The 14,095-nt window shown below is 57.0% G+C and carries 15 protein-coding genes; 8 read left to right on the forward strand and 7 right to left on the reverse strand.

The window, feature by feature from the left end; genetic code table 11:
* Window positions 1-70: 70 nt before the first annotated feature.
* Window positions 71-1,321, reverse strand: a complete 1,251-nt coding sequence (locus EL26_RS02010; RefSeq protein WP_038083944.1) for an MFS transporter — start codon at window positions 1,319-1,321, stop codon at window positions 71-73.
* A 186-nt stretch (window positions 1,322-1,507) separates the two neighbouring features.
* Between EL26_RS02010 and EL26_RS02015 the strand changes: the two genes are divergently transcribed.
* Genes EL26_RS02015 through EL26_RS02030 form a run of 4 tightly spaced genes read left to right on the forward strand, consistent with a single transcriptional unit; the run spans window position 1,508 to window position 5,507 of the window.
* Entirely contained in the window at window positions 1,508-3,037 is a 1,530-nt protein-coding gene (locus EL26_RS02015; protein WP_081856903.1) for a spore germination protein, read from the forward strand.
* A 14-nt stretch (window positions 3,038-3,051) separates the two neighbouring features.
* Window positions 3,052-4,134, forward strand: a complete 1,083-nt coding sequence (locus EL26_RS02020; RefSeq protein WP_038083946.1) for a GerAB/ArcD/ProY family transporter — start codon at window positions 3,052-3,054, stop codon at window positions 4,132-4,134.
* A complete protein-coding gene (locus EL26_RS02025; RefSeq protein WP_038083948.1) occupies window positions 4,131-5,273 on the forward strand; it encodes a Ger(x)C family spore germination protein in 1,143 nt (380 codons plus the stop codon). Before EL26_RS02020 ends, EL26_RS02025 begins: the two co-directional genes overlap by 4 nt.
* A gap of 6 nt (window positions 5,274-5,279) precedes the next feature.
* Window positions 5,280-5,507 (forward strand): hypothetical protein, encoded by a 228-nt coding sequence (locus EL26_RS02030; RefSeq protein WP_038083951.1) that lies wholly within the window; start codon window positions 5,280-5,282, stop codon window positions 5,505-5,507.
* A gap of 64 nt (window positions 5,508-5,571) precedes the next feature.
* Here the strand turns inward: EL26_RS02030 and EL26_RS02035 are convergent, their stop codons facing one another.
* The 4 genes from EL26_RS02035 to EL26_RS02045 form a co-directional block, all read right to left on the reverse strand.
* Window positions 5,572-6,774 carry a multidrug effflux MFS transporter gene (locus EL26_RS02035; protein WP_038083954.1) on the reverse strand — a complete coding sequence of 401 codons (1,203 nt, stop codon included), beginning with the start codon at window positions 6,772-6,774 and terminating at the stop codon, window positions 5,572-5,574.
* 130 nt (window positions 6,775-6,904) lie between these two features.
* The gene (locus EL26_RS02040; protein ID WP_038083957.1) at window positions 6,905-7,177 is read right to left on the reverse strand and encodes an LPD28 domain-containing protein; all 273 of its coding nucleotides are present in this window, start codon (window positions 7,175-7,177) and stop codon (window positions 6,905-6,907) included.
* Between the two features lie 108 nt (window positions 7,178-7,285).
* Window positions 7,286-7,429 carry a hypothetical protein gene (locus tag EL26_RS25255; protein WP_161780642.1) on the reverse strand — a complete coding sequence of 48 codons (144 nt, stop codon included), beginning with the start codon at window positions 7,427-7,429 and terminating at the stop codon, window positions 7,286-7,288.
* 98 nt (window positions 7,430-7,527) lie between these two features.
* Window positions 7,528-8,334 carry a phosphotransferase family protein gene (locus tag EL26_RS02045; RefSeq protein WP_081856904.1) on the reverse strand — a complete coding sequence of 269 codons (807 nt, stop codon included), beginning with the start codon at window positions 8,332-8,334 and terminating at the stop codon, window positions 7,528-7,530.
* A 97-nt stretch (window positions 8,335-8,431) separates the two neighbouring features.
* Here EL26_RS02045 and EL26_RS02050 point away from each other — a divergent pair, with 97 nt between their 5' ends.
* Complete coding sequence (locus EL26_RS02050) at window positions 8,432-9,019, forward strand: beta-class carbonic anhydrase (protein WP_038083960.1); 588 nt, start codon at window positions 8,432-8,434, stop codon at window positions 9,017-9,019.
* 130 nt (window positions 9,020-9,149) lie between these two features.
* Here the strand turns inward: EL26_RS02050 and EL26_RS02055 are convergent, their stop codons facing one another.
* The gene (locus EL26_RS02055; RefSeq protein WP_038084250.1) at window positions 9,150-9,446 is read right to left on the reverse strand and encodes a hypothetical protein; all 297 of its coding nucleotides are present in this window, start codon (window positions 9,444-9,446) and stop codon (window positions 9,150-9,152) included.
* Window positions 9,447-9,451: 5 nt separating this feature from the next.
* A complete protein-coding gene (locus EL26_RS02060; protein WP_038083964.1) occupies window positions 9,452-10,297 on the reverse strand; it encodes an AraC family transcriptional regulator in 846 nt (281 codons plus the stop codon).
* A gap of 111 nt (window positions 10,298-10,408) precedes the next feature.
* Here EL26_RS02060 and EL26_RS02065 point away from each other — a divergent pair, with 111 nt between their 5' ends.
* From EL26_RS02065 to EL26_RS02075, 3 genes are all read left to right on the forward strand, one after another.
* A complete protein-coding gene (locus EL26_RS02065) occupies window positions 10,409-11,653 on the forward strand; it encodes an MDR family MFS transporter (protein WP_038083967.1) in 1,245 nt (414 codons plus the stop codon).
* Entirely contained in the window at window positions 11,628-12,386 is a 759-nt protein-coding gene (locus EL26_RS02070) for a DUF4931 domain-containing protein (protein ID WP_038083969.1), read from the forward strand. Before EL26_RS02065 ends, EL26_RS02070 begins: the two co-directional genes overlap by 26 nt.
* Window positions 12,387-12,565: 179 nt before the next feature.
* Entirely contained in the window at window positions 12,566-14,008 is a 1,443-nt protein-coding gene (locus tag EL26_RS02075) for a PAS domain-containing sensor histidine kinase (protein ID WP_052035886.1), read from the forward strand.
* The last annotated feature ends 87 nt before the right edge of the window (window positions 14,009-14,095 follow it).

Genomic DNA, 14,095 nt, shown 5'->3' on the forward strand with positions numbered 1-14,095 from the left:
AAGCTCCCTCCTCCGCTCTTGCCTAGCTGCTAGTAAGAGGGTATGTGGGAGAGCTTGGAAGGGTTCGTGATCAATCGAACTTGCGAATCGGCTTGAGCGTCAACATGAACAGAGCCAGCACAAACACGCAGGCGCCCTCGACCATGATCACGTTCAAGCCGCCGAACTTGTCCGCGAGAATCCCCGTCGCCAAGTAGCCGAACGGAAGCAGCGCGATCGAGCCGAAGATATCGAGACTGACCACGCGCCCGAACGCTTCCTCGGGCACGAGTTCTTGCAAACTGCCTTCCCAAATCAAGCCGAAGACCATCCCCGCCGCGCCTTCCAGAGCGGCGAGAAGCATCAACCCCGGCAGCCAATGCACAAACGCCATCGCGAACAAAAAAACGCCCTGTCCCGCAATCCACAGATACGCGAGCATCCCGCGCCGCTTCCACACTTGGCGTCGACCCCAGATCGCCGCGGTCACGAGCGCTCCCACGCCGCCTGACGACATGACAAGCCCGAACGAAACGCCGTCCCAGCCGAGATGCTGCTTCACCAACCAAGGGAGCAACACGGACAGAACGCCTGCCGTGAAGATGTTGAAGAGGCAGAACGCGAGGATGGTCATCCACAACCACGCATGTTTGCGCAGTTCTTGATAGCCGCCTGCGAGGTCCTTGGCAAACGACGTGATCGACCACGATTGCCCGCCTTTCTGAGCGGGTGCCGAAACGCGAAGCATCAGCAGCGTGCCAAGGGAGATCGCAAACGTCAGGGCGTTGATGCCGAGCGCAACCGAGTACGTGGTCACGCCGAGCAAGAGACCGCTTAACGACGGCCCGACGAGACTCGCCACTTGCGAACTCGACATCGTGAGCGAGTTGGCGGCGTTGCGAATGTCCGGCGTGAACACTTGCGCGCGCACGGCGGAATACGCCGGGTTGAAGATCGCGCTCATCGCGCCGGAGATGACCGCAAGCAGGTAGAGGCTCGCCATGTTCAGATGCCCGGTCGCACTGAGCGCGACCAAGAGCGCCATGAGCGCAAACCGAATCACATCGGTGAAGATCATCAACCGCACGCGATGCAACCTGTCCACCAACAAGCCGGTGAACGGCAGCAAGATCACTTGGGGCAACGTTAAAAACATCATCATCTTGCCCATCTCGACCGTGGAAGCGGTCAAATCGTAGACGATCAGCGGCAACATGAAGTTCATGAGGATATCGCCGAACCGCGACATCGTCTGTCCGCCCCATAGCGCCGCAAAATTCCGAGATTTCAGCGGAGAGAACAGTCCGCTTTTGGATGTAGTCGTTTGGACTTCTTGAAGCATTGCACAGGCACCCCCTCTGTCCGCAAAGTCATTGTACCGAATTCCCTGAGAATGTAAAAGATTAAATCCGAAAATAAAGAATCCTCACGCGATGACGAGATCTCGCGGACTTTGCCGATGCGTACATAGCCGAAGCGCCCTGCATGAATACTAAGCAGAGAATCCCAAACAAGGGAGAACGACCCTATGAAAAAACGTATCAAGCCTCAACCCTTGCGTCCGGAACCGCCGGACGTTTCGCCTCCCTCCTCCCTTTCTCTCCACCTTCAAGAGAATGTCAAGGAGCTTCAGGAGACGTTAGCCGATGTGCACAATGTCGTGTTCCGCTCCTTTCTGATCGCCAAGCGGAAAGAAGCGGCGCTGATTTATCTAGAGGGGCTCACCGATGTCAGGGCGCTCCATGACAGCGTCTTAAAACCGTTGATGACGCCGAGCGACCCCTCGCTTCCCGACCTCGTGAAAGAAAGCCTGCCCGTCGCTTCCGTCCGGGAAATCAGGAGCCTCGAAGAATGCGCGCGCAGCATCTTGGACGGGAATCCGATTCTCTTGCAGGACCAGGTGGAGTTTGCCCTGCGCATGGGGCTTGAACATGTGGAGCAGCGGGGGATTGAAGAACCGAAGTCGGAACCCGCCGTCCGCGGTTCCCAGGAGGGTTTCACAGAATCGCTCCCCACCAACTTGTCGATCATGCGCCGCATCATTCGCTCCCCGCACCTCAAATCCCAAATGATCGAACTGGGAAGTTACACGAACACGCAAGTCGTGCTCCTCTCGATCACGGGCGTCGCCGATCCGCAATTGGTTCAAGAGGTGCATGACCGCGTCTCGCGCATCGAAACAGACGGCATCTTGGAAGGGGGCTATCTGGAAGAGTTCATTGAGGACACTCCCTATTCGCCCTTTCCGCAAGTGCAAAACACGCAGCGTCCGGACGTTGTCGCCGCCGCGTTGCTGGAAGGCCGCGTCGCGCTGGTGGTCGAAGGCACTCCCGACGTGCTGATTTTGCCCACGACGCTCAACGCGCTGCTTCAAGCGTCCGATGATTACTACCAGCGCTTTCTGTTTGTCAGCTCCATCCGCCTGTTGCGGTATTTCGTGTTGATCATTTCCTTGGTCTTGCCCGGTGTGTTTGTGGCGATGCTCAATTTTCATCAAGAGATGATTCCCACACGGTTGCTCATCTCCATCGCATCGGCTCACGAAGTGGTGCCCTTCCCCTCCATTGTTGAGACTTTCATGATGCAAATCGCCTACGAAATCTTGCGGGAAGCCGGCCTGCGCCTGCCAAGGCAAGCCGGGTCTGCCGTCACGATCGTAGGCGCTTTGGTCATCGGAGAAGCTGCGGTGTCGGCAGGATTTGTCAGCGCGCCTGTCGTCATCGTGATCGCGCTCACCGGGATCGCTTCGTTCACCACTCCGCACTATGCGTTGGAACAGACGATTCGATTGATCCGCTTGGGGTTGCTGTTGTTGGGCGGGATGATCGGGATGCTTGGCATCATGTTCGGGCTGCTGGGAATTTGCATCCATTTGTGCGCGCTGCGGTCGTTTGGCGTGCCCTACCTGTTCCCGATCACGCCCCTGCGAACGAGCGAACTCAAAGATACGTTCGTTCGCGTGCCTCATTGGAAAATGGACAAGCGACCGCACTTTACCGGAGCGTATAACAAGTACCGGCAAAAGCCAGATCAAAAACCGAACCCCAGCAAGGACTAACGGAGGAAGATGCGATGGAACACGGCCGGATTTCAGTTCAACAGATGTCTATGCTCCTCTACAGCAGCATCGCGTTTGACACCGTTTTGACCATCCCGTCCACCACCGGGTTGCTCGCCATGCGTGATTTGTGGATTTCCCCGCTCTTGGCTTCCGTAGTCGGATTGGCGGTTTTGTTTTGCGTGCTCCGTTTGCAACGGGTGTATCCGCAAGAGACGCTGATCCAATACTGTGACCGTTTGGCAGGAACCGTGCTGGGGAAATGCATCAGTTTTGTGCTGTTGTTTTTCTTTCTCCACACCAACGCTCTGATATTGAGAGAGTATACAGACTTTATTTCCGCTGTCTTTCTCGATCAAACGCCTGCCCTCGTGATCTCAGGCGGCATGGTGTTGCTCGTCTCTCTGGCGGTTCGCTGCGGACTGGAAGTGCTGGGAAGATTGGCGGGACTCTTGTTGCCGGGTTCCTTGGTGTTGTTTGCGCTTCTCGTGTTGTGCAGCAGTCCCAGTTGGAAATTAGACAACATGCTGCCCGTGATGGAGTACGGCATCGTCCCTGCCCTGAAGGGAGCCCTGACTCCGGCCAGTTGGTTCGTGTTTTTCTGGCTGATGTCCATGATGCACCCCTATGTCAAGGAACAAACGAAAATCACCAAGTGGTCCCTGTTGGTTTGGGGCGGCCTGCTAACGTCCATGGTCGTCTCCTGTTTGTCCGCCCTGTTTATTTTCGGGGAAAATGTCGCCGTCATCACCTATCCTTTTATGGAGGTGGTTCGCTACATTCGCTTCGGTGATTTTTTCCAGCATGTCGATGCCGTGCTGATTGTCGTTTGGGTCGCAGGAACCTTCTTGCAGTTATGCGTCACTCATTACGCCGTCGTATTGGGAACCGCTCAATGGTTCAAGCTGTCCCGCTACCCGCCGCTTGCGCTGCCGTTGGGTATGATCTGGACGGTGCTCTCGGTGTGGGACATTCCAAATCTGCAGAAGCTCCGTGAGATCCTGAGCGTCGACAGCACGCTCTCTTGCGACCTGGCGATCGTGATCTTGATCTTGCTGGTCGTCGCGTCTTGGTTGAGGAGGAAGAAAAGCGCATGAAGATCCGGATGCTTGGGTTGGTCTTGCTCTTGAGTTTCGGAAGCGTCGGGTGTTGGGACCGCGTCGAAGTCAACGATTTGGCCATCGTCACTTCCATCGGTTTGGACAAGACCGCGGATCAAAAAATCGCGCTGTCCACCGAATTGGTGATCCCCGCCGGCTCGACGAGCCAAACAGGACCGTCGGGGGAAACGCAAAAAATGGTGGTGACAGCCAGTGCCGCCACGATCGGAGATGCTGTTTTCTTGTTGCAGCATAAGCTGTCGCGCCGCATCTTTTGGGGGCAGGCAGAGGTGCTGTTCCTCGGAGAGAATCTGCTGAAAACCGGGTTCCATGACGAGTTGGATTATATTCTTCGGGACCGAGAGACTCGATTGCGCATCGAACCGTACGCCTGCGAAGGGGACGCACGGGACGTCATGCTCGCAAAGCCTCGGTTGGGAACGGAGCTGGGGGACGTGATGCGCGACCACTCGCAATTGATGTTTAAACGGGAGATCTCCATCAATGAAGTCGCGCAGATGTTGACCCGAGACGGTCATGTGGCGTTTTTGCCAAAGGTCTCTGCCAAAACCAAAGAGCAGAGTGTTCCGTTTATCAACGGCGGCGTCATCATGAAGCGGGATCGAATGGCAGGAGAGGTGGGGCTGGAGGAGGGATTCCTCATCCAATGGATTCGCGACAATTTCAAACCGCAAATGATCACCTTCCAACCGAAAAACACTTCGGCACCTATCACCGTCCAGATCTTGCACTCCACGACCAAGCTGACACCGACGTTTGAAAAAGGGATTCCACACATCGTGATCCACGTGAACGCGGACGGGATCGTCATGAACAACTCGACGTCACTCAAAGAATCCGATCCCGAAGTCTCGCGAACGTTGGAACAGGAAGCGGAAAAAGAGATCGGCAGGCTCATGAAAACGGTCATTCAAAAGCGTCAAACGGAGGAAAAAGCGGATGTATTCGGTTTTTGGAAAGCGTTTCACAAAAAAGACCCGAAATCGCTTCGAGCCCTCCAAGAGACCTGGAATGAGCAAGCCTTTCCTCGTCTGCAGGTGCAAGTCGATGCCAACGTCAACATTCTGAATACCGGCATGATCTCCGAGCCTTTGAAAATGAACGAGACGAGGTGAAGCAGCATGATTCTGCCCCAATTGGCAGGCATCACGGCCGTAAGCGGCACCATTGCGTATCTGGAATGGCGGCACCTGCGCACATCTCCCCGCAAAGACCGCGGGGTCTTCCTCGCTTTCATCGGGATCGGATGGCTTATGGCGGCTTTGCTCGTGATCTTCCCGAAACTGCCCGGGCCGACGACTTGGCTGGACGCCCTCTTCAAGCCGCTGTTCAAATGGATGAGTTTTTGACACCAAAAAGAAACCATCGCCGGGTCGAGATTCCCGACGATGGTTTCTTGAGTGGGTTGGCATCTTAACGTCGACGCGCCAAAAAAACAAAACAAAGCATCGCCCCTGCCGACGCCACGAGGATGACGAGGCCCATCGGGGTGGAGGAATAACTGCCGCCAAGACCGACGAGCGGAGCGGCAATCGCGCCGGCGAACAGCTGCGTGACGCCAAGCAGAGCGGCTGCACTGCCCGCGTTGCGGCCGTGGTTTTCCATCGCAAGCGACGTCGACGTCGGCCCGACGACGCCGACGCAAGAGACGATCAGGAACAGTCCGACCATCACGCCGACCAATCCCGCGCCCGAAGCGAACATCACGTTCAAAAGCACCGCGCCGACCAGCGACATCAAAAGCCCCGCCGTCAACACGTTGCCCGTCGCCACGCGGGAAGCCAATCGCCCGGTCACCTGCCCGGCGAGCACGATCCCGATCCCGTTGATCGCAAACAGCAACGAGTACAATTGCGGCGAAACGTCGTAGATGTTTTGCAACACGAACGGCGAACCGGAGATGTACGCAAACATCGACGCCATCACGAGACCTTGCGACAGGCCGTAGCCCATGAACACACGGTCTTTCATGATCGCACCCAGCGTCACCAGCGTGTTCTTGATCCCGCCCTGCGAGCGGTTTTCAACGGGCAGACTTTCCCGCAATCCAAACAGCACGGCGAGGAACATCAGCAGCCCAAGCGCCCCCAGCACGACGAACACGCCCTGCCACGAGGTGAACTTCAGCAACTGCCCGCCGATGATCGGCGCCAAGATCGGCGCCAACCCGTTGACGAGCATCAACAACGAGAAAAACTTCGTCATCTCGCTGCCGGAGTAGTAGTCGCGCACGACCGCCCGCGAGATGACGATCGCCGCCGAACCCGCCAAGCCTTGCAAGAAACGCAAGCCCACCAGCATCCAGATGTTCGGCGAAACCGCGCAGAGAAACGAGGCGGCCGTATACACGAGCAGTCCGATCAACAGCGGCCCCCGGCGTCCGCGAATGTCGCTGAGCGGGCCGAGGAACAACTGCCCGAGCGCCAAACCCAGCAAACAAGCGGTCAGCGTCAACTGCGCCGCCGAAGTGGAAGCGTTCAATTCCGTGCTCATCGTCGGAAGCGCCGGCAAATACATATCGATGGAGAGCGGGGCAAATCCCGCCAGCGCGCCCAGCACGATGATCAGCCAAACCTTCGCGAATTTAGCCGGTTTGGTAGCAGCAACCGTGTTCAAATTCTTCCCTCCAAACTCTTATCCAAGACTAAGACAGAAACAAGTATATGCGAAAAAAAGCTCTCTTGCATGAGGTTTTGGCAAGAGGGCTTTTTTCTGTACGTTGCCTTACTTTTGGGGATTGAAATGGTTAGTCAACCAATCCGAACGCCTTGGCGATTTTCAACCCGAGGTCTTCGGAGAGGGCGTGGAAGTCGCCGTTGTTGAATTCGATCTCTTCGTCGGCGATCATCGTGCCCCAGAAGTCCTCGTCGACTTCCTCCTCGAACTTGATCGGGAGGTGCGTCCGCACGTCGTCATGCTGAATTTCATAGTAGAACTTGTCGGGATCGCGGTCGTCCACGTCGATGCGGTCGCGGGTGAACTGGACGCGCACACCTTTGAACTTGGTGGTTTTAATCATGGGGGGAAGCTCCTCTCTCCAAGACTTGGTATGTACTCTTAGTATGAACAGAAAATCCCTGCATCGCGAGTGCGGCACAGGGATTTTGATCTCAGACGATAAGATGTATTAGATCAAGTTGCTGACGAATGCCAGGGTGCCGATTGCCATTGCAACGATCAGCAGCGGGAACAGAACAACGTCTGCCATCGTCGCGTTGATCGGATCGTTGTTGGTCTTCTTCGGGTTCGGGTTCATCGGAATGTGTGCCATGAGTCTAGCGCAACCCCCTCTCTTAAATCTCATATTCTTAAATTGTAAGGGAATCCCACGAGAAGAGCAAGGGATTTCCCGACCGACCGGCAGGGAATTTACTTGTTCAGATTCGCTTCCAAAAAACCGCGCACCCGCTCCAACTCCGCGTCCGGCAACGACTCGCTCAACCGCGAAGCCGCACTGACGATCTGCCACGGCAGGAGGTCGGCGGGCGTCGTGCCCGTCACTTCCTGATAGCGGGCGAGGTAGGCGTCATGGATGGTTTGACGCATCGCTTCGATCACCGGATTGCCGTCCAGTCCCGGCGGAAGTTGCGCCAAGGAGAGCAAGAGCGAAGTGCGGGCGACGTCGGCGAGCGGATGCCCGGTGACGACCGTCACCCAGTCGATCACGACCGGGCCGCGCGTTGTCGTCAGCAAGACGTTCTCCGGGTGAAAGTCGCCGTGCAGCAACGCCCGACCGTCCGAAAGGTTCGCCAGCAAGTCGAGCACTTGCGCGCGCACGTCTTCACTCACTCCTTGGGCGCCGGCGATCTCCGATTCCAAGCGCGCGCGAAGGGAGGGCACCCATTCGTTTTTTTCCTCGACCGCGTGCATGCCGGCGTGCAGGTCGGCGAGCGCTTCCCCGATCTGTTGCGGGGACCAGCCGATGTGCAACGCTTCGAGCAGTGTGCCGCCCTCCAAGCGCTCGTAGACGATTCCTTCGCGCCCGTCCGTGGAAACCCGCTCGTACGCCAGCGGCGCCTGCACACCCGCCTCGTTCACCGCTTGCGCCACGCGAAATTCGTAGTCCACCCACGACGTCGGGAAGCCCTCGCGGTACAGTTTTAGAATCTTGCCGTCTCCCCACGCATAGACTTCTGCCGTGCGGCCTTGTCCAATCATTTCACCAAGACTTGACATGTCCCTTTACCTCCTATGGTACAATGGTACTTGTGCAGCGCAGAAAACCTCTATGACCTACATAGTTCAATTCAGATGTAGAAGGAGTGGGAAACCCATGAGCATCCTCCAAGACATTCTGACGTACAACGAAGAGTTCGTAGCCAACAAGGAATACGAGCAGTATCAAACCACGAAGTTCCCGAACAAAAAACTCGTCATCCTCTCCTGCATGGACACCCGCCTCACGGAAATGCTGCCGCGCGCGCTGAACCTGCGCAACGGCGACGCGAAAATCGTCAAAAACGCCGGCGGCATCCTCACTTCGCCGTTTGGCGGGATCATGCGCTCGATCATCGTCGCACTCTATGAGCTCGGCGCGCAGGAAGTCGCCGTCATCGGCCACCACGGCTGCGGCATGGCGAGCATCAACCCGTCCGCCACGATTGAAAAAATGAAAGCGGCCGGCATCGAAGAGCAAACGCTCAACGTCCTCGACTACTCCGGCCTCGACTTGCACAAGTGGCTGCACGGCTTTGACAACGTCGAAGAGTCGGTTCGCGGCTCCGTCGAAATCATCCGTCACCACCCGCTGCTGCCGAAGCATGTGCCGGTGCACGGGCTGGTCATCGACCCGGAAACCGGCAAACTCGATCTCGTCGTCGACGGGTACGAGAACCTGCCGGCCGCGTCCCGCAACGAGTAGGAACCGAAAGACTCCCGCCAAGGGGGTCTTTTTTTTACGAGCCGGATCGGTTACCGTTCAAACAACGCGTACGAATAGAGACTCTTTCAAGCGAGGGGCTTTTTTACGAGCCTCGTCTGCGGTGTGTTTTTTACAAAAGGGCTTCTGCCCAGTCGAGGAATACTTGCAGAGCCGCCTCCACGTCCGGATGCACTTCTTCGCGCTCGGTCACAAACTCCGGGAAGTCGGTGATCCGGTTGCGCCGAATGCGCACGGCACCCGCTTCCAAGATGCGAATCTCCAAAAACTCCGGCACCGGGTCGTCCTCGCCCGCGCTGTTCTCCAGAAATTCGTACGTGCGCACCCACTCCAACACGCGCACTTCATTCGGGCGCAGGTGAACCGCTTGATCCAGCGACATGATCGTCTCGTTTCCGTAATAATGCAGTGAACTCATGATGTCGTCCCTCGTTTCTGTTTGCGGTATTCGGTCGGCGTGACGCCGTACCGTTGCTTAAACGCCCGTTCCATCGAACTCAAACTGCCGTATCCCGCATCAAAGCAGATCGTCGTGACTTCGTCGTCCGTCCGGGCGAGCAACCGCTCCGCGTGCTCCAAACGCAAGTCGGCGATGTACTGCCCCGGCGTGCGTCCGATCGTCGTGCGAAACAGGCGGAGCAGGTGGTATTTGCTCAGTCCCGCTTCTTGGGCCAGAGTGTCCAACGACAGCTCGCCCGATGCGTACGTGTCGTGAATCATCGCCATGACGCGGCCCAGTGCCGGATGATGCTGCGCGTCCGGAGAGGCGTTCCAGTACGCGGTGTGCGTTCCCGGTTGCGCCGACAGCAACACTTGTGCCAATTCCAGCTCCAACTCCTGCGTCTCCACGTCTTCCGGCCCCGCCATCGAGCCGCGGATGATCCGCTCCGCCAGTTTGCGAAACGCGTCGTTCGGCCCTTCGCTCCACGCCGCAAACTCAAGCGAGGTCGGCAGATGTTGCAGTCGATCGCGCAACACATCCTCTAAAAACGCCTGTTTGAAGTTGATCAGCAGGAGGCGCGACGCTCCGTCGCCCGCAAAGTGCCGGTGCATCTCGCCGGGCCGGGTCAGGTAGCGGCCGAAGTCCGGCAGTTTCTCCACCTGCGGCGTGTCTCCGTGTTCCATCAAAGGCACGCCCGCAAGCGGGATGGAGAGTTGAAACTCGTCTCCGTGCCCGTGCAATTCCGGATCGGATGCATGCGGTTCAAACTGGGTCAGCATGATCTTGCTGCGACCCAACTTTAAGTTCAGGTATCTCACGGGTCCGTCCCCCTGCCCGTCAAAAATTGCGGTGCCCGGCGCGCAACCGTTGCCAAGCGTTCCGTGCCTTCTCTCTTTACAATTTCGATTATAAGAGAGGAGTGGAAGCGAATGGAAGTGAAACTTTCCACCATGCATCCGATGGCGTGGCTGGTCGTGGCGGGGACGTTTTTATCACGGGGCGTGTATTTCATGACGATCCCGTTTTTGGCGATTTATCTGCATGAGGTGCAGGGGTTGCAGGCCGCGTCGGTCGGCGCTATTCTCGGCGCGGGTCTGTTGGTCGGCACAGTCAGCAGTTTTGCGGGCGGGCTGCTGTCCGATCGCTTCGGGCGGTTTCCGGTGATGATCGGGTCGGTGCTCGCGATGGTTCTGGTGTTTGTCGGGTTCGCGTTGGCGTCGCAGGTGTGGATGTTTTTGCTCTACTCGATGCTCAACGGCCTGTTTCGGAATTTGTTTGAGCCGGCGGCGAGGGCGATGCTGGCGGACGTGACGCCGCCGGAGCAGCACTTGCGGGTTTTTTCCGTGCGGTATTTTGCGATCAATTTGGGCGCTTCACTCGGACCGCTCGCGGGCGTGTATGCGGGAAGTACGGTGAGCACGACGCCTTTTTACGTGACGGCGGCGGTCTACGGTCTCTATGGAGCGGCTCTGTTCTGTGCTATGATGGGAACGAGAAGAAGCGGATTGCAATCTGAAGTTACAACTTCAGTCAACCGCGTGACGGTGCGGGAAGCGCTGTCGGTCGTCGTGCGAGACCGCGTGTTTCGCAACCTCTTGATCGGGCAGGCGTTCGTCTGCACGGCGTATTCGCATCTGGATTCGACGCTGGGGCAATACTTGGGCGCATCGCCGGATTTCGCGCACGGGGTGCAGTGGTTTTCGTATCTGTTGGTGGCAAACGCGGTGGGCGTTTTGGTGTTGCAGGCTCCCGTGAGCAAATGGGCGGGGCGGATTCCGCCGCTGCGCGCCGTGACGCTTGGCGGCGTGAGTTTTGCGCTCTCGCTCGTGGTGTTCGGCGTGTTTCACACGCTGGTGCCGTTGATTGCGGGCATGCTGCTGTTCACGGTGGGCGAGATTTTATGTTTTGTGGTGTCAGAAGTCGCAGTAGCAGACTTGGCGCCGGAGGGCTTGCGCGGGGCGTACTACGGTGCGACCGGACTGCAGTTTCTCGGGCAGAGCTTCGGCCCGTGGGCCGGGGGGTTTTTGTTGGAGACGTTCGGCTATGGACATGGATTTGCCGTGTTTGGCGTGTTGGCGCTCTTGACCCTGCTGGCGGTGCCCTTCTACCGGGCCGGAGAAAAATCAGGTAGAAAGAGTGACGTTGCACATGACCCATACTCATCTCCACTTTGATTCGATGCTCGGACGGCAAAAACCGAACAGCATCGTCAACCGCACGACCGCTTGTCCGTTTTGCGACCGCGACAGTTTGGAAGACGTGCTGGCGGAGCAAGACTCGATCCTCTTGGTCAAAAACAAATTCCCCGTGCTGCGCGATACGTTGCAAACCGTGCTGATCGAGACGGACGAGTGCGATTCGGAGTTGTGGCTGTACAGCCGCGAGCATCTGCACAAGTTGATTCGCTTCGGCGTGGAGCAATGGGAAGCGATGGAGGCGACCGGGGAATTTCGCTCGGTGATGTTTTACAAAAACCACGGCCCGCTCTCCGGCGGTTCGATTCGCCATCCGCACATGCAAATCGTCGGGTTGAAGCACCTCGATTACCGCAGAGAGGTGTCGTGGGAGCAGTTTGAAGGCTTGGTAATCACCGAGCAGCCGGGCGTGGAATTGAACATTTCCACGAAGCCGCGGATCGGCTTTTTTGAATGGAACGCGATCTTGCGGGATCGTTCGCAGATCGACCTCTGGGCGGACTACATTCAGATGGCAACCGATTATGTGATGAATCATTTCAATAAAAACAACAACAGCTACAATCTGTTCTTCTACGAGATGGACGGAGTGCTGCTGTGCAAGATCGTGCCGCGCTTCCCGACGTCGCCGCTGTTTGTGGGGTACTCGATCCCGCAGGTCAGCCAGAACATCGGGGATCATGTGGCGTTGATGCAGGAGCGGTACTTGTAGAGAATCGAGAGAGATAGGTCTCCGACACGGTAGAACGCACCGTCTGGAGGTCTATTTTTTTCATTATAAAGGTCTAAAAAAGTAGGCGACGTACTATATAGTAGATAAACAAAAAAAAACTTTCTCATCATGTGATGCGACTTAAAATAAAATATTCTCTACTGGGAGTGTAGATAATCATGACTGCGGGCGAAACGGATGTGCACACCACAGTCCTGCGACTGGAATCGTTCTTGCGACACAGCGCGGATGCGATTTGGATGATTGATGTGAAGGGGGATGTCCAGCAAGTCAATCCGGCGTTTGAAGCGCTGTTTGGCTGGTTGGAAGAGGAGGTCGTCGGCAAACCGCTGCCGATTGTGCCGCCTGATCTGGCCGAGCGGATCGAACTCCTGCATCAAAAAATCCTGCAGGGCCACAAGGAGATCGGCTATGAAACGCAGCGCCTCTGCAAAGACGGACGGTTGGTGTACGTCAGCGCCACGCTCTCTCCGGTGCGCAACACCAACGGTGACGTGATCGGCATCAGCGGAACCTGCCGGGACATCACCCGCATGAAGCAGTCGGAAGAAGAACTGCGCAAGACCAAGGAGCGGTTGGAAGCGTTCATCAGCAACAGTGCGGATGCGATTTGGATGATTGACCTCGACGACCGGCTGTTACAAGTCAACCCGGCGTTTGAGTCGTTGTTTGGCTGGACGGAAGCGGAAGTGCTGGGGAGAAATTTGCCGATTGTGCCGGATTTTTTGGCGGACGAGATTGAGGAGATTCACCGCAAGATCAAAGCGGGCGCGCGGATAAGCGGGTATGAAACACAGCGCTTGTGCAAGGACGGGCGGCTGATTCATGTCAGCGCGACGCTGTCACCGGTGCGCAACACACAAGGTGAAGTGATCGGGGTGAGCGGTACGTGCCGGGATATCACCCAAAACAAGCAGTCGGAGGAGATGTTGATACAGACAGAGAAACTCAGCATCGCCGGTCAGTTGGCGGCGGGGCTTGCGCATGAAATTCGCAATCCGCTGACGGCGCTCAAAGGATTTGTGAAGCTGATGAGTTTGAGTCAGAAGGGGCAGAGCAAGTACCTGGATGTGATGGAGTCGGAGTTGGAGCGCATCGAGATGATCGTCAGCGAGTTGCTGGTGTTGGCGAAACCGCAGGCGAGCGTGTTTAAGCGGCGGCGGATCGAGGCGATATTGCAGGATGTGTTGACGCTCAGCGAAACGCAGGCGATCCTGCACAACGTGCAAATCCAACCGGAGTTTGCGGAGGGGTTGCCGGAGATTGATTGCGATGAAAACCAGATGAAGCAGGTGTTCATCAACTTCATTAAGAATGCCATCGAAGCGATGCCGGGCGGCGGGACGCTGCGCATGTTCGCAAGCCTTGCGGGGCAGACGCACATCCGGGTTCGCGTGCAGGACGAGGGGACCGGGATTCCGAAAGAGCAACTCGCGCATATCGGCGAGCCGTTTTACACGACCAAGACGAAAGGGACAGGGCTTGGGTTTATGATCAGCAAGAAGATCATCGAGGGGCATAACGGCCGCTTGGAGATCGCAAGCGAGGTCGGCGTGGGGACGATTGTGGATGTGCACTTGCCGCTGCCGGAGCAGGATTGAGGGGCGGTCGGTCGTTGAAGGACCGGCACGGGTTGTGGTAGAATAAACTCACAAGAAGCGAGTAAACTAAAAAATGACCGCAGGTGT

It is taken from the genome of Tumebacillus flagellatus (assembly GCF_000714935.1).
Taxonomy (GTDB): Bacteria; Bacillota; Bacilli; order Tumebacillales; family Tumebacillaceae; genus Tumebacillus; species Tumebacillus flagellatus.